The sequence below is a fragment of the Streptomyces sp. NPDC001927 genome (genome assembly GCF_053594455.1).
Genome location: NZ_JBSFEN010000015.1, coordinates 83901 through 101909 on the forward strand (window position 1 = coordinate 83901; position 18009 = coordinate 101909).

Sequence of the window (18009 nt, forward strand, 5' to 3'; positions counted from 1 at the left end):
AAAGATGACGGACAGCATCGTCGCCACGAGCGTGTTCTTCCGGCTCGCGATCGGCGGCAACGACCTGGGCGCCTTCCACACCTGCTCCGGTCTCGGGGCCCAGGTGGAGATGGAGCAGTACGCGGAGGGCGGCAACAACGGGTTCACCTGGCAGCTCCCCGGCCGCATCACCTGGTCCAACATCACCCTGACCCGCCCGGTGACCGCCGACAGCGCCAAGATCGCGCGCTGGCTCGACGAGATCATCCAGCGGGTCGAGCCCAAGGACGGCGAGATCGTCGCGCTCAAGCCCGATCTCACCCCCATCGTGGGCTGGCAGGTGATGGGCATCGTCCCGGTCCGCTGGCAGGGCCCGTCCTTCGATCCGGCCAACTCCCAGGTGGCGACCGAGACCCTGGAGATCGCCCACGAGGGCCTGCGCCCGTCCTGACCCCGGCGACCCCACCCGACGAGAGGAGGTACGTACCCGATGGCACGTGGCCGCGCCAACCGCACCCAAGCCCAACTGACGATCAAAGAGCCGCCCGCGAAGGTCGGCGCCAAGCCGGGCGCCACCCTCGCCCGCGTCAAGCTGCAGTTCAACCCGTCGACCCTGTCGATGAGCAAGACCACCGAGTGGCGGCGTACGCCCTCCCGGATGGCCGGGCAGTCGGCCCTGCCCGAGTTCGTCGGCAGCGGCCCGCGCTCGCTCTCCCTGGAGGTCTTCCTCGACGGGACCGCCAAGCACGACAACTCCGTCGAGAAGGCCGTGCAGCAGATCATGATCGCCCTCGTGCCCACGAAGGCGAGCCTGGCCCGCAAGACGCCGGCCAGCCCCTGGGTGCGGTTCGAGTGGGGCAAGTCGAAGACGACCTCCTTCGACGGCGTCCTCTCCAACTTCTCCGTCAGCTACAGCCTCTTCGACGTCGACGGGAAGCCGCTGCGCGCCACCTGCTCGCTCTCCATCGAGGAGGCGAGCGTCGATCCGGCGGGCCAGAACCCGACGTCGGGCTCGCGGGACGCGCGCCGTACGCACCGTGTCGTCGCCGGTGACAGCCTGCCGCTGCTCGCCTGGCGCGAGTACGGCGACGCCACCGCCTGGCGGGTCATCGCCGAGGCCAACGACGTCGACGACCCCATGGTGCTCGTGCCCGGCACGGAACTCGTCGTGCCCAGCAACGAGGACGAGACCCCTGAGGAGGGAGAATGAGCGCGGAGCGAGGCGCCCGGTCGTTCGCGGCCGACCCGATCGTCATGGCCCCGAAGAAGCTGCCGGACCCCTGGATCAAGCAGTTGGTCAGCTGCGTGGTCGACGAGAACGTCGGACTGCCGGACACCGCCCTGGTGACGTACCGCGACCCGGACCACAAAATGCTCGCCGAGACCGGGATCACCATCGGCACGAAGCTGACGGTCTCGGTCGCGACCTCCCTGGCCGGGCAGACCAATGTGCGGCTCTTCACGGGCGAGGTGACGGCGCTGGAGCTGGACACCGACGACACGGGCTCGTTCACGGTGATCCGCGCGCACTCCAAGGCGCACCGCCTCCAGCGGGGCCGCAAAGTCGTCGCGTTCCGCAACATGACGATTGCGAGAATCGTCAAGCAGGTCGCCCAGGGCGCCGGACTGCTCGTCGGCAAGGTCCAGGCCGCACCGGGCGTGCACAAGCTGATCTCCCAACCCAACATCTCCGACTGGGAGTTCCTCCAGTACCTGGCGGCGGAGAGCGGTGCCCAGGTGCGGGTCGACGAGAAGGACACGCTCCAGTTCGTGAAGCCGAAGCCCGCCTCGTCCGCGCCGGCCGTGTCCACGCGGGCGAGTGTGAACCCGCTGGTCCTGGAGTACGGCGACAACCTGTACGCCCTCCGTGCCGTCCTGACGGCCGCCGACGGGGCGAGCAATGTGAAGGTGCGGGGCTGGAACGTCAACACCAAGAAGCCGCTGGTGGGGGTCACGGCCGCCGTCAAGAGCAAGACCGTCGTCCCGGGGCTCGCCCCGTCGAAGGCGGCCGTGTTCGGCAAGAAGGCGCTGATCAACGTCGCTGACACCCCGTACCGTGCGATGGGTACCGCGAAGGCCGTGTCCGCGGCCCTGGCAGAGTCGGTGAGCGCCGGGTTCGGCGAGTTCGAGGCGGTCGTCGAGGGGAACCCCAAGCTCCGCGCGGGCACTCCGGTCACCCTCGGCAACGTGGGCAAGGACTTCTCCGGCAGGTACACGGCCACCGCCGTCCACCACGTCCTGGAGCCGTCGGGCGGATACCGTACGACGGTCGTGGTCAGCGCCTCGCCCGACCGCTCCCTCCTCGGCCTCGCCTCGGGCGCCCCAGCGCCCGCACGCTCCGGGAGGATGCCGGGTCTCGCCATCGGCGTGGTCACCAACGTGCGTGAGGTGGGCCGTCAGCAGCGTGGCTGGGTGAAGCTGAAGTTTCCCTGGCTCGACGAAAAGTACGAGACGGACTGGGTACGGACCGTCCAGTGGGGCGGCAAGGGCGGCGGCGGGGTCTTCAGCCCCGAGGTCAACGACGAGGTCCTCGTCGGGTTCGAACAGGGGCTGCTGGACAGCCCGTACGTGATCGGCGGCCTCTACAACGGCGTCGACATCCCGTCGAAGCACGACGTACCGCTCATCGAGAAGGCGACCGGCAAGGTCCAGCGCCGCTCCCTGGTGTCCCGCTCGGGCCACCGCCTCGAACTGCTCGACACCAGGACCGGCGTGTCCGGGCTGCGCTTCGCCACCGGCCGCGGGCGGCTGGAGGTGCAGCTCGACGAACGCCGTAGCGAGATCGGCGTCACCGTCTACGACCCGACCGGCAGAAGGCCGCTGACGTCGATGACGCTGACCCCGAGGGGGATCACGGTGGACGCGGGGCCGACGGGCACGCTCGACCTGACCGGCGGCACGGTGAACATCAACGCCAAGACCGTGATGAACATCAGCGCAAACACCGCGGTGAACATCGACTCCAAGGCCGCGATGAAGATCGACGCCAAGACCGGGCTCTTGGTCAGCGGCGGGACCACTGCCACGTTCAAGGCGGGGATGATCAACATCAACTGATCCGCCCACCGGGCTCCCCACCCCCCTGAACCGCCTCGACTGCCTCGTCAGCAAGGAGTAACCGAATGCCTCCCGCAGCGCGCGTAGGAGACCCGACGGCCCACGGTGGTGTCGTCGCCGTCCCGCCGGCCGCGCCCCTCGCCGCCAGGCTCGCCACCGTGTTGATCGGTGGCAAGCCGGCCGCGGTGACCGGAAGCGTGAACGCCTGCGGGCCGCATGCGTACCTGGCCCTCACCAACCTGGTCATGCCGAGCCCGCGGGCCGCCACCCGCCGCGTACTGATCGGTGGACTGCCCGCCGCCTGCGCGATGGACCAGACGACGTGCGGAGCGCAGATCATGGCGGGCGCGCCGAACGTCATCATCGGGGGGCCGCTGTGAGCGACCGCTTCATAGGCCGCGGTTGGGGCTTCCCCCTCAGGGTGAGCCCCACCGGCGGTATCGGGATGGTGGAGCGCGACCGGGAGATCGAGGAGGCCATCCGCCTCGTCCTCGGTACGGCTCCGGGCGAGCGACCGATGCGCCCCGAGTTCGGCTGCGGGGTCCACGACTACGTGTTCGAGCCGGGCGACGACGAGACGGCCGGCCAGATCGCTCACGAGGTGCGGACGGCGCTGGAGCGGTGGGAGCCGCGGATCGAGGTCGACGACGTGGTCGTCGCGTTCGACGCCGTGGACGAGGGCGTCTTCTACATCGACGTCCGGTACACGATCCGGTCCACCAACGACCTGCGGAACCTGGTCTTCCCGTTCTACTCCATCCCCTCCACCGAGGGCTCCGACGAGACGGGAGTGCGCTGATGGCGCTGCCCTCACCCCACCTGGACGACCGGCGGTTCCAGCAGCTGGTCGACGAGGCGAAGCGGTACGTCCAGCAGCGGACGCCGGAGTGGACCGACCACAACGTGTCGGACCCCGGAGTCACGCTGATCGAGACCTTCGCGTACATGGTCGACCAGCTGCTCTACCGGCTGAACAGGGTCCCGGACAAGAACTACCTCGCCTTCCTGGACCTGTTGGGCATGAAGCTCTTCCCGCCGACGGCGGCCACCGCGGAGGTCGACTTCTGGCTGTCCGCGCCCCAGCCCGACACCGTGACGTTGCCGGCGGGCACCGAGGTGACGACCGAAGACGGCGGGACGGAGGAGGACGAGGTGGTCTTCGGCACCACCGCGGACCTGCCGATCCTGCCCAGCTCCCTGATCCGCCTGGTCACCGCCCCCGCGGGCGGCGAGCAGACCGACCGTACGAACGCCCTCGCCGAGGGCCGGGACATCCGCTGCTTCCAGGCCGCTCCGGCCCCGGGGGACGCCATGCTGTTCGGCCTGCCGACCGCGGTCCCGCGCTGCATCGTCACCGTCCAGCTGGACAGCCGTGTCGAGGGCGTCGGTGTCGACCCGAGGCAGCCGCCCCTGGTGTGGGAGGCCTGGGACGGCGCGCGATGGGTGCTGTGCGAGACCGACTCGGACACCACGGGCGGCCTCAACCGGCCGGGCGAGATCATCGTGTTCGTACCGGCGAGCCACACGGCGTCGGTGCTCGCGGGCACCCGCGCCGGCTGGCTGCGCTGTCGGGTGGTCGCGCCCGAGGAGGGTCAGCCGTTCTACTCCGAGTCGCCGACCGTCCGTGAGGCGGAGGTGTTCACCGTCGGCGGCACGATGACGGTCGAGCACGCGGAGGTCGTGCACGACACGATGCTGGGCACCTCCGAGGGCGTGGCGGGACAGCGGTTCCGGCTGCCCCGCACGCCGTTGCTCCTGGACGGCGAGCCGCCGGTCGTGGAGGTTTCCTCGGCGGACGGCTGGCAGACCTGGACCCCGGTCGACCACTTCGGCGACTCGACCCCCACCGACCACCACGTGGTCGTGGACGCCACGACCGGCGAGTTCGCCTTCCCGCCCGCGCTGCGGGAGCCCGACGGCACGCTGCGCACCTACGGCGCGGTCCCCGACCAGGGCGCCCAGGTACGGGTCCCGCGCTACCGCACGGGCGGCGGCGCCGCCGGCAACGTGGCGCGCGGCGCGATCTCGGTGCTGCGCAGCTCCGTCCCGTACATCGACCGGGTCGAGAACCGGGAGGCGGCACGCGGCGGGGTGGACGGCGAGAGCGTCGACAACGCCAAGGTGCGCGCCCCGCAGGTGCTGCGGATACGGGACCGTGCGGTCACCGCCCAGGACTACGAGTTCATCGCCCGCGAGGCAGCCCCCTCGGTGAAGCGGGTCCGCTGCCTGCCGGCCGTGGCGGGGGAGGGCGGCGCGGTACGGGTGCTGGTCGTGCCGGACGCGGTGGCGGACGAGGGCGACGACCGCCTCCGCTTCGAGCAGCTGATCCCCTCGGACCAGGTCATGTCGGCGATCACGACCCGCCTGGACGAGCGCCGCCTGGTCGGTACGCGCCTGGTGGTGGAACCGCCCGCGTACCAGGGCGTCACCGTCGTCGCGCGCCTCGTCGCCGAGCCCCAGGACGTGGACCGCGTACGGGAGGCCGCGCTCGACGCACTCTTCCGGCACCTGAACCCGCTGCACGGCGGAGCGGACGGCAGGGGCTGGCCGTTCGGCCGCCCGGTCCAGTACGGCGAGGTCTTCGCGGTCCTCCAACGGGCGGCCCAGAACGCCCTGGTGGAGGAGGTCCGCCTGTTCCCGGCGGACCCGGTGACGGGACGCAGGGGCTCCCCGGTGGAGCGCATCGACGTCGCCCGCAACGCCCTGGTCTTCTCGTACCAGCACCAGGTGGTCGTGACCCCCGGGGACCTGGGCGGCGGAGCATGACCAGAGCCGCGATCCCCGGCCTGCCGAGCCCGCACCCGATCGGCACCCTGCTCCCGGCCCTGTATGCGGACGACGACCTGGCGCAGCGCTTCACGGCGGGCCTGGACACGGTCCTGGCCCCGGTCTTCTCCACCCTGGACAACCTCCCGGCGTACTTCGACCCGGCGCTCACGCCCCCGGACTTCCTCCAGTGGCTGGCGACCTGGCTGGGCGTGGACCTGGACGAGAACCGGCCGGAGGAACTGAGCAGAACAGTCGTGGCCCGGGCGATGGAGCTCCACCGCCGCCGCGGCACCCGCCGCGGCCTGGAGGAGCGCCTGCGCCTCTGCCTGGGCGTGGAGGCCGAGATCGTCGACGGCGGCGGAGCGACGTGGTCGACGACCCCGAACACCCCCCTGCCCCCGGCCCCCACGGGCGAACTCCTGGTCCGCGTCAGGGGCCCGGTGGACCCCCGCCAGGTCCTGGACGTGGTCCAGGCGTCCTGCCCGGTCCACCTCACGTGCCGAGTGGAGATCGTGACGGCCGAGTCGGGCGAGCCGGCCGAGGGAGGCAACTGACATGCGCGTCTGCCCGGACTGCGGCACGGCGAACGGCGACACGGACGACTTCTGCGGGAACTGCGGGGGTTATGTGGGCTGGTCGAGGGATGAGGAGAGGGAACGGAAACAGGCCCGCGACCAGGGTGACAGGGAACGGGACCGGTACCAGGACTGGGACGAGGAGGAGGACGGGGACGGGGACGGGGATCGGGACCGGGACGAGTACCGGGATCGGGACCGGGACCGGGACGAGGACAGAGACGAGGACCGAAACGAGTACCGGGACCGAAACGAGTACCGGGATCGAAACGAGTACCGGGATCGGGGACGGGACCGGGACCGCCGGAGGACGAGGGAGGAGGAGGACGAGCAGTCAGAGTCCTCACCGCTGGCAGCCGCGCTCCCGGACCTCCCGGGAGGCCTCCCGACGGGTCTACCGGCAGGCCTCCCGGCGGACATCCCGGCGGAACCTCAGGCAGGCTTCTTCCGAGGCCTCCTGAGGAGTTTTCAGTCGGAACTCCCGGTGGAGATCCCGACGCAGATGCCGGGGCTCCCGGTGGACATTCAGTCGGACTCCGCAGGACAGGATCAGGCGGAGGAGGAGCAGGAGGAGGAGCGCCGCCCGAGAAGGCCGACGCCCCAGCGCCCACCGATCCCACCCCGCCCCACGCACAGCCCCACGCTCCCCACCTCCACCCCCACCCCCGCTGCCACCCCCAGCCCCACGCCCCCTCCCATCCCGGCGCGCAGGCCCGTCCCCGCACTGCGGGAGGAACCCCCGGCGGGCGCGGTGGGGGCGGTAAAACCGGCGAAGCCGATAGCGCAACGCCCGAAGGTACGACAGTCGGCGTCGGAGACACAGCAGGGCCCGCCCTGCCCGCAGTGCGGCACACCGAACGCGACGGACCGCCGCTTCTGCCGCCGCTGCGCGGCGCCGCTGCGTCCGACGGCGCGGGTGGTGCCGCTGCCGTGGTGGCGGACGGTGTGGCCGTTCCGCCGCAGGGCACGTTCGGGATCGGGCGTGTGGGTACGCCGCTCGGTGATGGCACTGGTCCTGGTCGGCGTCGTCGTGGGTGGCTACTTCCTGATCCCGGCGGGCCGTTGGCTGTACGAGGACGTACGGGACAAGCTGGGCAAGGCGGTCCCGATCACGCCCGCGTCGACCGAGGCGACGGCGTCGGTCCCGAAGCACGGGGCGACGCTGGCGACGGACGGCCTGAGCAACACGTACTGGGGCGCACCGAAGGTCGACGACGCGCTGTCGTTCGAGTTCCGCACCCCGTTCCGGATGGTGGACGTGGTGGTCCACACGGGTGTCTCGAAGAAGGCGGAAGCGCACCGCAACCAGGCTCGCCCGATCCGCGCGGATCTGGTGGTAACGGCCGCGGACGGAACGACGAAAACAAAGACGATCACTCTCGCGGACAAACCGGGCCCGCAGACGTTCCAGACGGGCTACAGCGATGTGGTGGCGGTCCAGCTGGTGATCAGGGAAGCGGCGGGCGTGTCGGAGGGCCGCCACATAGCAGTGGCGGAGGTCGAGTTCTTCAAGCGCAGCTGAGAGGGGACTCTCACCTCTCAGGATGAAGAACCCCATCCAGATCCATGGTCGGATGCATCTTCATGGGCCCGTACTGGTCGATGTCGGAGGGGCGGGGAGGCTCGGGCCCGTCCTCTCCGCACCGTACGAGCCGCTCGATGCGGCAGATCCGGAAGAGCCGGTCGTCGATGCGCGCCTCGTTGGCGCGCCCGGCGGCGCGGAACTCTTCTCCGACCAGCCGGTAGCGCTCGGCCTTCCGTTCGCCGAACTCGTAGATCATGGCCCAGAGTTCGGTCAGGCCCGAGTAGAGCGTGCGCCGTGCTTCATGCGGAGTCGCCTGCAGGACGCCGACGGGCCGCCACCCGGCACCGCGCCGCTCGGCGACGCCGAACCCGACGGGCAGCAGGACGATGTCGGGATGGGTGTCCACGGCCCGCAGCGACTCGTCCCGTACGTCGTCGGGGAACCGCTTGCCGGCGTACGAGAAGTCACGCAACCCCAGCTTGAGGGCTTCCTGGGTGAGCCCGTCCGCGCGCTCGGGGGCGAGCAGGAACCCCAGGTCGGGCGAGGGTGGAGCGCTCCGGTGGTCCCACACGGGCTCGGCGGCGTCGGGATCGGTCGCGCGGGGCGGCTCGAGCCCGGTCTCCCCGCTCCGGGCGAACTCGTCGGCACGCACGATCCGGTACCGCTCCCCGAGGACCACGATCTCGTCGACGGGCTCCTGCTCCAGGATCGCCACGGCCGCGAGGAGATCCCGCCGCACGTCCCGGTCGTCGGTGTCGTCCTTGGCCCGGAACCACAGCAACGAGTTCAGACTGTCCCGCGCCTCCTGCGGCATCCCGGCCCCCACTTCCCGGACCACCTCCCACCCGTGCTCCCGCTCGACCGCCACCCCGAACAGCGGCCCCCGCAACGCAAGATGCGGAAACCGCAACGAAGCCTCCACCCCATCGGCCTCCCGCACCCAAGCAACAGGATCCCCACCACGAACCAGCTCCTCGCGAACCCGCTCGAGCCGCCGTCGCTTCCAGTCATCATCCATACACACATGGTGGCGAACGCCCTCGGCCACCGCGACAAATTCATCCCAACTCCCCAACTTGTTGGGATCAACTCGAACCACAGAACGCCCCGCCAGCCACGACACCTCGACCGCGTCCGCCCCCTGTCGATGCAGGCGCCGCCCTGCTTGTGGCCGCCCGGGAAGGACGCGGCCACGTGGCCCCACCTGTGCCCGCAAGCAACGGAAAGGCGATGTTCGTGCCGCTCGCCGTGTTCTGGTACACAGCCGCGGAGAGGACCTCCGGACTGCGAGTCCTGATCGGCTGCTGCTCTCTGAGCGTGGGCATCGAACTGGTCCAACTCGCCATGAACGCCGGCCGCGTCGTTGACGTCGACGACGTCCCCTTCAACACGGCCGGGGCGCTTGTAGGGGTGCTCATGGCTGGAGCGTCAGCGCGCTTGGCAGGCAGGGCCCCCAACGCCGGCCGGCGCCGCCTCGGCGCCCTCCACGCCTCAAAGCGGCCGCGAGGTCTCTAGCGTGCGGAACGCCTTCCTGCGTGGGAGTCGGCAACAGCGTGGAGGTGCTGCTCAGTCGGTATGCCGAGTGCCTCGACGGTCGCCAGGAAGTGGCGAATCGCCGCATCGAGGACGTATAGCGGGGGTACGAGTGATCGTCGTTGGCGAGTTGGTGAATACTCCCGACGTGGACATGTCCGATGAAGGCTCAACGCTTGATCGCGAGTGGGTAGAGGTGGGCAACAACGTGTGCGGCGTCCTGCATGGCTGCCGCGACGCCTCGGCTGTGGCCGCCCGCTTCGTCGGAGCCGGCTGGAGCTCCCACTCGTCGTCCTGGAACGGCTACGAGCTGGAGACCAGCTGGTGCCAGGTGGAGATCGATCCGATCGACGGTTCGAAGGTCTTGCTCAACGGTGTCGTCGACCCAACGCGGCTCGACGAGTTGGCTCGCCTCCTGAACTCCTTCGGGCTCCCGTTCGAGCAAGATCTCAACGACGAGGACAACGTCCTTGTACGCGAGATCCGAGGGTGAACAACCAACGCATCCATGGCCCCTGGACCTTTCCCACGGCCTTCGTCTTCCCCGGGACTGACCCGCATCGGTGCCCCGAGATCCTGTCCACGAATAGTCCACGGACCCCGCCATCCGGCCGCTTCGAGGCCACACCTTTGCGCAACGCAAATGACCCCGTCCTCAGCGTCAGCGCTGGTGGCGGGGTCTTCAGGCAATTCCTGCGAAGTGCCCCCGGCAGGATTCGAACCTGCGCACACGGCTCCGGGAGGGCATGACCGAGGCGCGTCCGATTGTGCTGTCTACCTGCGTAAACGCCAACGGATCCCTTGATCGCCGCGCTGCTCGCAGGCTGCTCACACGTTCTGTCGCTTCAGTCCGTATTCCAGGTACGTGGCTTGAGCTGGCCCAGAGGGTCAAGAATGAGACTTGCGGCTGGTTTGTGCCCCTATCCGAGATTAGAGGTTCTCGTCACACTCGGGTTTGAGTGAGCACATCCATTGGCTTGGTGCTGAGTGCGCTGGGGGAAGCCGTTGGCTTACGTTCCGATACTCAAGGGCAAAGCGGGGGAGTTCTCGGCACTCGGGCACGTCACGCCAGCGGTCCGCTCATGCATCCGCCCTGTCATGGAGCTGGTCCCCGACCCAGACGTTCGGGACGTTCTCGAGACCTTCTGCGACCGTGCGATGGATGCGGTGCCTCAGGGCATGGTCCTAACCGTTGACAGCGGATCTTTACCAACAGCACGAGTCTTCGAGGGCGATGTCGGTGGCCCCTTGGCCCGCCTCAGCGAGTCCCTCCACCTCCGTGGCGTGGCCATGTGTCCGGTCGTTCGGCACACAGACGAAAGAGGCGTTCTGGCTGAGGCGGCGCGGGCGACGGTGGAGCATCAGCGTGGCGCCTGTTTGCGGGTCTCTGTCGCCGTCGACTCGCCTCAGTGGCTTCCCGATCACGCCCAAATCCGCAGGCTCCTCAAGGCGTTACGCCTTGAACCGGAAGAGGTCGACCTCCTGATCGATGCCGGTCCTGTGGATTCGGAGGCGGCAAGGGATCGGCTCGCCGACTGCGCACTCGACGCCTTGAAAGCCCTCGCCCGATGGCGCTGGCGCCACGAGTGCGTTGCTGCCGGCGCCTTTCCGGTCAACCTGACCGGCTTCCCCAGAGGCCAGGCAACGCCGGTGGCCCGGCGAGACGCGCAGCTGTGGCGACGCGTCCTCCACGGATACCGCGGGAAGCCCCCGGACTTCGGAGACTTCGGCGTGACGCATCCCCGGATGCCTGTGAGGTCCAGGGGGACGCCGGACCCCAACATGCGCTACACGACTCCGGATGCCTGGCAAGTGTTCGTCTATCCGCGAGTCCGTTCCGGCAACGACGACTTCTTCGTTCTGAGCGCCGACCTGGTCGACTCCCCTCATTGGCCGGCCACAGGCGCACGAACGTCCTGGGGGGACGCCCGGCTGAAGGAATGCGCGAATCGTCAGAGGTCCAAGGCTGGTGGAGGAACGCAGTGGCGAGCCTGGGCGACCTCGCACCACCTGGCGGTGGTGTCATCCAGCCTCGCCGCCATTGGGCACCCCTGAAGTGCCGGGGCATCACTGGCTATTCGCGTTGGACCTGTTCATTCCGAAGTATTCGGACGTCAGTGCGATCCGGTCGCGATGCGCGGCTGACCTGCGATGGAAGTCCGTGGACGTCCGTGAGTGTTTGCCTGCGATGTCGCGCAGTTGGACACGCACCGCTCACCTTCCCGCCGATTGGTTGGCATCCTTGCTGAGGCGCTGCAACATCCGAGAGTCGCAGCGCCTCAGTAAGAGGAGGCTCCTCCTGCCGCCTAGTCCAGGACGCTGTCTGTGCTCGACTGAGGGGCCTGGAGGATCCGCCGGACCCGGCTCGCCATGCCTCGAACCGGGAGGTAAATCCGAGTGCCGTTGGACCGGGCGGACGTGATGAGCCCCGCCCCGGTGAGCCTTTGAATTGCCTCCGGGACGAGCTCCCGGTGCTTGGTATCCAGGCCACGAGGGAGTGCGGACTCTTTTCGCCCCGTGCCGCGTTGAGCGTAGATCTTCTTCAATATCGTGAGTAGGACCTTGTTCATGGGTGTCGTCTTCAGGGCGAGAATGCCCTTGGCCGTCGACATCTGAGCGTCGAACTGTGCCACTTCGCAGTCGACGAAGCGATCTTCCTGGAGTGCCGACCACCCGGCTACTCCTGTCATCTGTCCGATGAGGCAGTTCTGAAAGTGCGGGAGCGCGTATCCGCTATGGTCGGTGAGGTCCAATTCCTGGATCACACAATCCTGAAAGCTCAGCCAGTCATAGCTCTTGGCATCTGCGGTCAGCGAAAAGCTGCGAAGCTCGATCTCATGCAGGGAGATCGACGTGTGGGACACATCCTCGGGCCAGAGCCGCGTGGCAACCCGGATAATGTCCGCGATGACGGCGTCCGAGACTCCACGACGTTGGAAAGCGGTGGCGGACGAGTAGGAGCCCCCCGAACTCGCGGCGCCTTGCCCCTCAAGCCGCACGGCGGCAACGTCGATGCCGACCTCGTCCAGGCAGGCGACGCTGCCGGTTAGCTCCAACAGCGGGCTTTCCGTGTTTGGGTCGAGGACGCAGGCCACAACATCGCCTGCTCGAGCAGCGTCTGCGAGGGAGACGTCAACGAAGCGCCGTGAACCGTCGACGCTGTCCATAGCCCCGAGGCCGGGAAGCCGTTGCAAAAGTTGGTAGGAGCCCTCATCTGGGGCGTAACCGCACACCGACTGGAAGACGGACGTTAGCTCGTCTTGTGAGATGGGCCCCATGCCGTCGCTGGTGCGCCGCGCCTGGGTAGCGAGCCGTTCCAGTACCTTCCGGACGGTGAACCCATCAACCCCCACCTCCATGCTGGCCTCGCGCTCGGCGATGCGGTCCAGCATCATGTGCCAGCCTTCACCAGCCGAGCGGCCAAACGTCCCCTCGATGGATCCGTGGAGCGCGCTCGACGAGCCCAGGTAGCTCAGGAGGAGGGGACGCGAGGGCAGCCAGTCCGGGAGCGCGTCGTGCCATCCGTAGGCGTTAAGGATCTTCTTCGCCTGCTCCTCCGTCGGTTCCCCTGCCATAAGGAAGAGGGAGCTGTCACGGGCGCCCAGCGCGATGCGCATCTCGCGCTCGCTGTCGAAGAAATGGGCTCGCCCCGCAAGGACGACCGACGTTGAGGAGCGCGACTCGTCGCAGAACCGGCGTACAAGTTCCACAGACCGGCGGCGGATGTCGCGCATCGTGGACGTTTTTCCGATCCACCCGGGCGTCGCGATCTCGTCGAAGCCGTCCAGGATGAGCGTCACGTCGCCCGAGCGCCATGCGCGGACCAACTGGGATGGCGTGGGGAATCCAATAGCGCGGGCGTGGCGCTCCAGAGCCTCAACGGGCAGGACCTGGCCCTGGTGATCGCGCAGGTTGAGAAGGATTGGGAAGGGCCGAAACGCGTTCTTGCGGTGGGTCTTGGCCAAACGCTGATACAGCTCGCGGAGAAACATGCTTTTGCCGGCGCCGTAGTCGCCATACAGGAGGACGGACCTGCCGTCCGCCACCTGCTGGGCCACGCGATCGACCGAGAACGGTTCGCTGGTCCCGCTTTCAACAGGGTCGACCGCCACGTAAGGCTTGAGGTCGCTGTAGTCGCCGCTGCTCGGCTCACGCGCGCTGCCGAAGGGGTAGGGCGCACGCAGCTCCAGGTACCGCAAAGAGTCGACGAGCTGGCTTCGAAGCTGGGCGAAGCTGCACGCGATGAGGGGCGGGCCAAACCCCTTGATGACCGTGCGTTGATCGGCGGTGGGTTCGTCGCTGGTGACAAAGAAGCCTTTGACGGACTTGAACGGGTGCTGGCGAGCCATGGCCAGACATGCCTCCCGGAGCTTCTTACCGTCCTTCTCTGCCTTGTCCTTTCGGCGGGAGACCGTGCACTCGACAATCGTGACCGAGTCCGGCCCTACGAAGACGCCGTCACGTTCGGCGGTGCCGATGTAAGTGGAACCCTGAAACTCGTTCTCCGGAGCGAAGAGCGCCCGGGATATACGCAGGACCTCGGCCTCGAACGCCGACTCGTCCTGCTGCTTCTCGTCCGCTGGCACGGGGATCCCCTCCAGGTCGCGTGTCCTGCGTCACATCATAGGGGCAGGTTTAGGGCCTGATCGCTGGTTAGCAGCCTGACGCCGCACGTGCCGGAGCCCCTGGGCCGCAGTGATAGCGACGCGGATCCCGGGCGCGCACACGGCGCTCACGCGAGACGAACACGGTGTTCTGGCAAGCATCCGGGAAGCCCGCGATCACGAGGATCTTGGGTTCTACCCTCTGCACCCCGGACACCTGAGTGAATGACCGTCCACGTACGGCCGGGCTTCGACATCAAGTCCCGCATGGCCTACGCCTGCTGGTTCGGGCCCGGCACTGGCAGGATGGCGGAGCTGCCGCCAGCCGTCCTCGCGCTCACCGTGAGGGAAGAGGCCACCCACCCCGGACACGTGTTGGACTCTTCATCTCTGGCGCGCATCGTTGGGACCGGAGCGTGGCCACCGGCTGCCGCCGCACAGAGAGCTACGTCCGGACCGGCCTGCAGCGCGGTCTCACCCGGGTCCTCGCCCACCAGGAGAGCGGCGCCGGATTGGCCGCGTGGGGGGTCGCCCGCTTTCTCGCTACCAGCACATCGACTGCCCCCGGCCCTGCGGCTTGGAGACGCTCGGCGAGCAGATCGCCGACGCGTCCATCACTAAGGACGCCGGCGGCCGGTACTACCCGGACACCCAGAGCCGAACACAGGGCACCCCAGACGTGTCCGAGCTGTCCGACTGTCCGGTTGACCCCTCTGACCAGCCCGAACACCCCGGACAGTCGAAATTCGACCTGTCCGGGCTGTCCGGAACAGGACGAAGCTGAAGGGATGGCCACATGAGCGCCCGCACACGAGACGAGAAGATGACCATCAAGGAGGTCATCGCTGATCTGAGGGTCGCCCCGGCCACGTTCTACCGATGGCGTCAGCTCGGGAAGGGGCCCCGCTCGATCAAGCTGCCGAACGGTGACGTGCGGATCCGGCGGTCGGAGTACGAGCGTTGGCTTGCGGAGCGGGAGGACGTTGCGTGAGCACGGAGAACGACACCCAGGCCGGGCGCCCTCGCGGGTCGGCCCGGCCGGGCTACTCCTTCGACGTCAAGCTGTGGAAGGTGTCCAAGACCGGGCGTAAGTCCCGTCCGTGGCGCCTCCGGTGGTGGTCGTAGGGCGGGTCCACGGCGACACGTTCACCACGTCGGCTCTCGCAGAGAGCCGACGGTCCGAACTGTGGCAAGCCATGAACCGGCGCGGAGAGGCGTTCGAGGTCGAATCGGGGCTCCCTGAGTCCGAGGTGCGAGCCGCGGCCGACGCCGAGACAGCGGACGTCGAACCACCCTTGCGGTGGTTCGAGTTCTGCCGGAAGTACGTAGCCGGGCGATGGCGCACGAGCGCTGCCAAGTCTCGTGAGGGTATGGCGGACGGACTGGCGGCTGTGACGCTCGCCATGGTCAAGCGTGGGGACGGAGTGCCTGATGGTGAGTCCCTTCGGCTGGCCTTCCGGTGGGGAGTCGTGTCGGCGAACGAGGGGGAGGAGCCGCCGGCCGAACTCAAGGCCGCGTATGACTGGATCACCACGGCCGACCGCCCGCTCGGCGACATGGCGATTGCCGAGGTGCTCGAGGGCGTTGTGTACCGCGTCAGCTACAAGCTGGACGGCACACCAGCGGCGGGCGACACGTACAAACGCCGCCGACGGGCGCTGAATGCGGCTCTCGAACATGCCGTTGCGATTGGGGATCTCCCGGAGAACCCGCTTCTGCGGATCCGCCGGAAGTGCCCCGGCTTCCAACGCCTGTGCTAGTCACGATCCTCCGAGCTCACCTGGGAGAGTTCGGGGCGGCGAAGGAGGGCCGCGTCTTCGGAAACGAGCGTGGGGCAGTGGTCGGCTCATCCACGTACTGGCGAGTCTGGGAGGATGCGCGGTGGTATGCCTTGCCGCCCGAACGGGTCGACTCGCCGCTCGCCGGGCGTCCATACGACCTGCGGCACGCCTGTATAACGCGCTGGCTGAACGCGGGGGTGCCCATTGCTGAGGTGGCCCGCCGGGTCGGGAATTCCCCCGAGGTGATTCACCGCCGTTACCACGGTTGTATCGACGGTCATGAGGAGGTCGCCAACGTGAAAATCGCGAGCTTGCTGGAGGGAGGGGGCGACGGGGTATAGCGTCGACATCCGGTTGCGAGGGCGGTTCAGGTGATCCTGGACCGCCCTCGTTCTTGGATCGAGTCATGAGAGAACGGCGTCGCGGCCAGGGCCACCTTCCTCGCCCCGTAAGAGTTCACTCGTAGTCGTGAAGGTGACTGTCATTCAGCCCATGGGCGGATGTCGGTTCGTCGATAGGAGGGGGCGCCTTGGTTCCATCCCCTTAAGCGTGAGTTGAGTGAACCTCAGATTCTGTGCACAAGGGGGCGGAGATGGTAGTCGGGGCAACCCCCAATCAACCAGACGGCAGCATTGAGGCGAGAATCGCGGCTGCGCGTGAAGCCGCCAAGACTGCCTCCGAGTTGAAGTTGAAGACTGCCTACGACGTCGCGATCAAGCTGGCGTCGCAGCAAGATGCGACGCTCGGTAATTATCGCACCCGCGCGACGGGAATTTTCACCGTGGCAGCGCTCATTGGCGCTTTTGTGTCCAATATCGGCTTCATTGTGAAGGAGAAGTCCCCGCCGGTCGGGTACTTGATCGCGTTGATGGTTACGCTGACGATTGTGTTGGCTCTGGCCCTTGCGGTTCTCTGGCCAGTTAAGGATTGGACCGTTGGCCCCGACCCCGCTGGCGTGCTCATGGCACGAGAAGAAGAAACTGACTCTCGAAAGCTGTATCGCGGAATTGTGCTCGGTCAACTGCAGCCATTGCTGGTTAGTAACGACGAAGCGATCCGGCGTAAGTCCAGGTACTTCCGTTGGGGTGTAGTTGTACTAGGTGTCGAAGTTCTGTTGGTCGTGGCCGCAGCGCTAGCCTCTCGGAACAGGTCGTGGGGCTTGATTGCTCTCGGGGCCGAAGTGCTCCTGATCGCAGTGGCCGCATTGACTGTTCGCCCACGATCGGGGAGCTGACAGGTGGTTGGTCCTGAGAAGGAATCAGAAGACGATGACGACGTACCCCCGTGGAAGACAGTCAACGTCTTCTCGGTGGCTGATCTAAATTCGTGGCGTTCGGAGTTGGTGGTAGCTGTCTCTGAACGCCTCGGCGGCCGTCGATCTGCAGAAGAAGCCCTCGACGCAGTTCTTGCTGTTATCGCTGGCGATGAGGTCGCCGACGAAGTACGCACTGTGAAGCAGGCTGAACCCGAGTGGTCCGAACGTCTCGCTAGCCGCAGAGGGGCTTCCGCGAAGAAGGCTGCGACGGGCAAGAAGGCTGCGGCCAGCAAGAAGGCGACGACGGGCAAGAAGGCTGCGGCCAGCAAGAAGGCTGCAAAGAAGGTTGCAGAAGGCAAGACAGCCGCAAAGAAGGCTTCGGCCGGCAGGGCAGCGTCTGCTAGGGAGTCGATCTCAGAGGAGAACTCAGCGAGTAAGAGAGAGAGGTCGAAGCGCTAGCTGCTCGTTGCCCGGGCATGCCTGTCTTGAGCACAGCTTCTGCTTTGACGCGCGACACGTGCTGCCGTACACAAACGGTCCTCCCGTGAGGCCGAGGACCCTGATGGCTGCGCAGGGTGTGTCGGGGGCGTGTCGCGGGCAGTGAGAGGCAACGAGAGAGGGCGGGAGTCAGTGAGACTGACTCCCGCCCTCTTCTGCTGGCACATGTGCTGGTCAGCGGGTTGATCACGCTGGTCCGGCTTCTGTGCCCCCGGCAGGATTCGAACCTGCGCACACGGCTCCGGAGGCCGTTGCTCTATCCCCTGAGCTACGGGGGCGTCCGCCGCGTTCGGCGGCGACGGGTAGAACCCTACCAGCATCCGAGCCGTGCCTGTGAACAGGTATTTCCGTCGAGTCACCGACCCCCCGTTCCCCCTCACGGGTCGGAAGTGGGCAAAACCCGGACGCAGCCACTCGCGGCGACCTACTCTCG

The 18009-nt window shown here is 67.7% G+C and carries 18 protein-coding genes and 1 tRNA gene; 16 read left to right on the forward strand and 3 right to left on the reverse strand.

Going from position 1 to position 18009, the window contains the following annotated elements:
• Positions 1 to 4 precede the first annotated feature (4 nt).
• From ACWCO8_RS33900 to ACWCO8_RS33935, 8 genes are all read left to right on the forward strand, one after another.
• A complete protein-coding gene (locus tag ACWCO8_RS33900; RefSeq protein WP_362003854.1) occupies positions 5 to 430 on the forward strand; it encodes a phage tail protein in 426 nt (141 codons plus the stop codon).
• A 39-nt stretch (positions 431 to 469) separates the two neighbouring features.
• On the forward strand, positions 470 to 1189 hold the full coding sequence (locus ACWCO8_RS33905) for a CIS tube protein (RefSeq protein ID WP_451035433.1): 720 nt from the start codon (positions 470 to 472) through the stop codon (positions 1187 to 1189).
• Entirely contained in the window at positions 1186 to 3036 is a 1851-nt protein-coding gene (locus ACWCO8_RS33910; RefSeq protein ID WP_451035434.1) for a VgrG-related protein, read from the forward strand. The genes ACWCO8_RS33905 and ACWCO8_RS33910 overlap by 4 nt, the downstream gene beginning before the upstream one ends.
• A 65-nt stretch (positions 3037 to 3101) precedes the next feature.
• Positions 3102 to 3416, forward strand: a complete 315-nt coding sequence (locus ACWCO8_RS33915) for a PAAR domain-containing protein (protein ID WP_451035435.1) — start codon at positions 3102 to 3104, stop codon at positions 3414 to 3416.
• On the forward strand, positions 3413 to 3835 hold the full coding sequence (locus tag ACWCO8_RS33920) for a GPW/gp25 family protein (protein WP_451035436.1): 423 nt from the start codon (positions 3413 to 3415) through the stop codon (positions 3833 to 3835). Before ACWCO8_RS33915 ends, ACWCO8_RS33920 begins: the two co-directional genes overlap by 4 nt.
• The gene (locus tag ACWCO8_RS33925; RefSeq protein ID WP_451035437.1) at positions 3835 to 5802 is read left to right on the forward strand and encodes a putative baseplate assembly protein; all 1968 of its coding nucleotides are present in this window, start codon (positions 3835 to 3837) and stop codon (positions 5800 to 5802) included. Before ACWCO8_RS33920 ends, ACWCO8_RS33925 begins: the two co-directional genes overlap by 1 nt.
• Positions 5799 to 6359, forward strand: coding sequence for a phage tail protein (locus ACWCO8_RS33930; RefSeq protein ID WP_451035438.1), 561 nt, complete (start codon positions 5799 to 5801; stop codon positions 6357 to 6359). Before ACWCO8_RS33925 ends, ACWCO8_RS33930 begins: the two co-directional genes overlap by 4 nt.
• Before the next feature lies 1 nt (position 6360).
• The gene (locus tag ACWCO8_RS33935; RefSeq protein ID WP_451035439.1) at positions 6361 to 7902 is read left to right on the forward strand and encodes an NADase-type glycan-binding domain-containing protein; all 1542 of its coding nucleotides are present in this window, start codon (positions 6361 to 6363) and stop codon (positions 7900 to 7902) included.
• Positions 7903 to 7912: 10 nt separating this feature from the next.
• Here the strand turns inward: ACWCO8_RS33935 and ACWCO8_RS33940 are convergent, their stop codons facing one another.
• Positions 7913 to 8923 (reverse strand): DUF5954 family protein, encoded by a 1011-nt coding sequence (locus tag ACWCO8_RS33940; protein ID WP_451035440.1) that lies wholly within the window; start codon positions 8921 to 8923, stop codon positions 7913 to 7915.
• 212 nt (positions 8924 to 9135) lie between these two features.
• Between ACWCO8_RS33940 and ACWCO8_RS33945 the strand changes: the two genes are divergently transcribed.
• The 3 genes from ACWCO8_RS33945 (at position 9136) to ACWCO8_RS33955 (ending at position 11493) form a co-directional block, all read left to right on the forward strand.
• Positions 9136 to 9420, forward strand: a complete 285-nt coding sequence (locus tag ACWCO8_RS33945; protein WP_451035441.1) for a VanZ family protein — start codon at positions 9136 to 9138, stop codon at positions 9418 to 9420.
• 166 nt (positions 9421 to 9586) lie between these two features.
• The gene (locus ACWCO8_RS33950) at positions 9587 to 9931 is read left to right on the forward strand and encodes a hypothetical protein (protein WP_451035442.1); all 345 of its coding nucleotides are present in this window, start codon (positions 9587 to 9589) and stop codon (positions 9929 to 9931) included.
• Between the two features lie 494 nt (positions 9932 to 10425).
• A complete protein-coding gene (locus ACWCO8_RS33955) occupies positions 10426 to 11493 on the forward strand; it encodes a beta family protein (RefSeq protein WP_451035443.1) in 1068 nt (355 codons plus the stop codon).
• Between the two features lie 251 nt (positions 11494 to 11744).
• On the opposite strand, the gene ACWCO8_RS33960 is transcribed toward ACWCO8_RS33955, so the two are convergent.
• Positions 11745 to 14024: an NACHT domain-containing protein gene (locus ACWCO8_RS33960; RefSeq protein ID WP_451035444.1), complete on the reverse strand. Its 2280-nt coding sequence runs from the start codon at positions 14022 to 14024 to the stop codon at positions 11745 to 11747.
• Positions 14025 to 14838: 814 nt separating this feature from the next.
• Between ACWCO8_RS33960 and ACWCO8_RS33965 the strand changes: the two genes are divergently transcribed.
• The 5 genes from ACWCO8_RS33965 (at position 14839) to ACWCO8_RS33985 (ending at position 17537) form a co-directional block, all read left to right on the forward strand.
• Positions 14839 to 15033: a helix-turn-helix transcriptional regulator gene (locus ACWCO8_RS33965; protein WP_451035445.1), complete on the forward strand. Its 195-nt coding sequence runs from the start codon at positions 14839 to 14841 to the stop codon at positions 15031 to 15033.
• Positions 15030 to 15167: a hypothetical protein gene (locus tag ACWCO8_RS33970; protein ID WP_451035446.1), complete on the forward strand. Its 138-nt coding sequence runs from the start codon at positions 15030 to 15032 to the stop codon at positions 15165 to 15167. Before ACWCO8_RS33965 ends, ACWCO8_RS33970 begins: the two co-directional genes overlap by 4 nt.
• A gap of 71 nt (positions 15168 to 15238) precedes the next feature.
• Positions 15239 to 15802, forward strand: a complete 564-nt coding sequence (locus tag ACWCO8_RS33975) for a hypothetical protein (protein WP_451035447.1) — start codon at positions 15239 to 15241, stop codon at positions 15800 to 15802.
• 613 nt (positions 15803 to 16415) lie between these two features.
• Entirely contained in the window at positions 16416 to 17057 is a 642-nt protein-coding gene (locus tag ACWCO8_RS33980; protein WP_451035448.1) for a hypothetical protein, read from the forward strand.
• A gap of 3 nt (positions 17058 to 17060) precedes the next feature.
• Positions 17061 to 17537 carry a hypothetical protein gene (locus tag ACWCO8_RS33985; RefSeq protein WP_451035449.1) on the forward strand — a complete coding sequence of 159 codons (477 nt, stop codon included), beginning with the start codon at positions 17061 to 17063 and terminating at the stop codon, positions 17535 to 17537.
• A gap of 245 nt (positions 17538 to 17782) precedes the next feature.
• Here the strand turns inward: ACWCO8_RS33985 and ACWCO8_RS33990 are convergent.
• Positions 17783 to 17854, reverse strand: a tRNA-Arg gene (locus ACWCO8_RS33990).
• Positions 17855 to 18009: the final 155 nt, after the last annotated feature.

What these genes read in the sequence shown, in the direction of transcription:
- ACWCO8_RS33905 (WP_451035433.1), top strand. Translation starts at nt 470, where the DNA reads ATGGCACGTGGCCGCGCCAACCGCACCCAAGCCCAACTGACGATCAAA.
- ACWCO8_RS33910 (WP_451035434.1), top strand. Translation starts at nt 1,186, where the DNA reads ATGAGCGCGGAGCGAGGCGCCCGGTCGTTCGCGGCCGACCCGATCGTC.
- ACWCO8_RS33935 (WP_451035439.1), top strand. Translation starts at nt 6,361, where the DNA reads ATGCGCGTCTGCCCGGACTGCGGCACGGCGAACGGCGACACGGACGAC.
- ACWCO8_RS33965 (WP_451035445.1), top strand. Translation starts at nt 14,839, where the DNA reads ATGAGCGCCCGCACACGAGACGAGAAGATGACCATCAAGGAGGTCATC.
- ACWCO8_RS33975 (WP_451035447.1), top strand. Translation starts at nt 15,239, where the DNA reads ATGAACCGGCGCGGAGAGGCGTTCGAGGTCGAATCGGGGCTCCCTGAG.
- ACWCO8_RS33930 (WP_451035438.1), top strand. Translation starts at nt 5,799, where the DNA reads ATGACCAGAGCCGCGATCCCCGGCCTGCCGAGCCCGCACCCGATCGGC.
- ACWCO8_RS33940 (WP_451035440.1), bottom strand. Translation starts at nt 8,923, where the DNA reads ATGGATGATGACTGGAAGCGACGGCGGCTCGAGCGGGTTCGCGAGGAG.
- ACWCO8_RS33925 (WP_451035437.1), top strand. Translation starts at nt 3,835, where the DNA reads ATGGCGCTGCCCTCACCCCACCTGGACGACCGGCGGTTCCAGCAGCTG.
- ACWCO8_RS33945 (WP_451035441.1), top strand. Translation starts at nt 9,136, where the DNA reads ATGTTCGTGCCGCTCGCCGTGTTCTGGTACACAGCCGCGGAGAGGACC.
- ACWCO8_RS33980 (WP_451035448.1), top strand. Translation starts at nt 16,416, where the DNA reads ATGGTAGTCGGGGCAACCCCCAATCAACCAGACGGCAGCATTGAGGCG.
- ACWCO8_RS33900 (WP_362003854.1), top strand. Translation starts at nt 5, where the DNA reads ATGACGGACAGCATCGTCGCCACGAGCGTGTTCTTCCGGCTCGCGATC.
- ACWCO8_RS33915 (WP_451035435.1), top strand. Translation starts at nt 3,102, where the DNA reads ATGCCTCCCGCAGCGCGCGTAGGAGACCCGACGGCCCACGGTGGTGTC.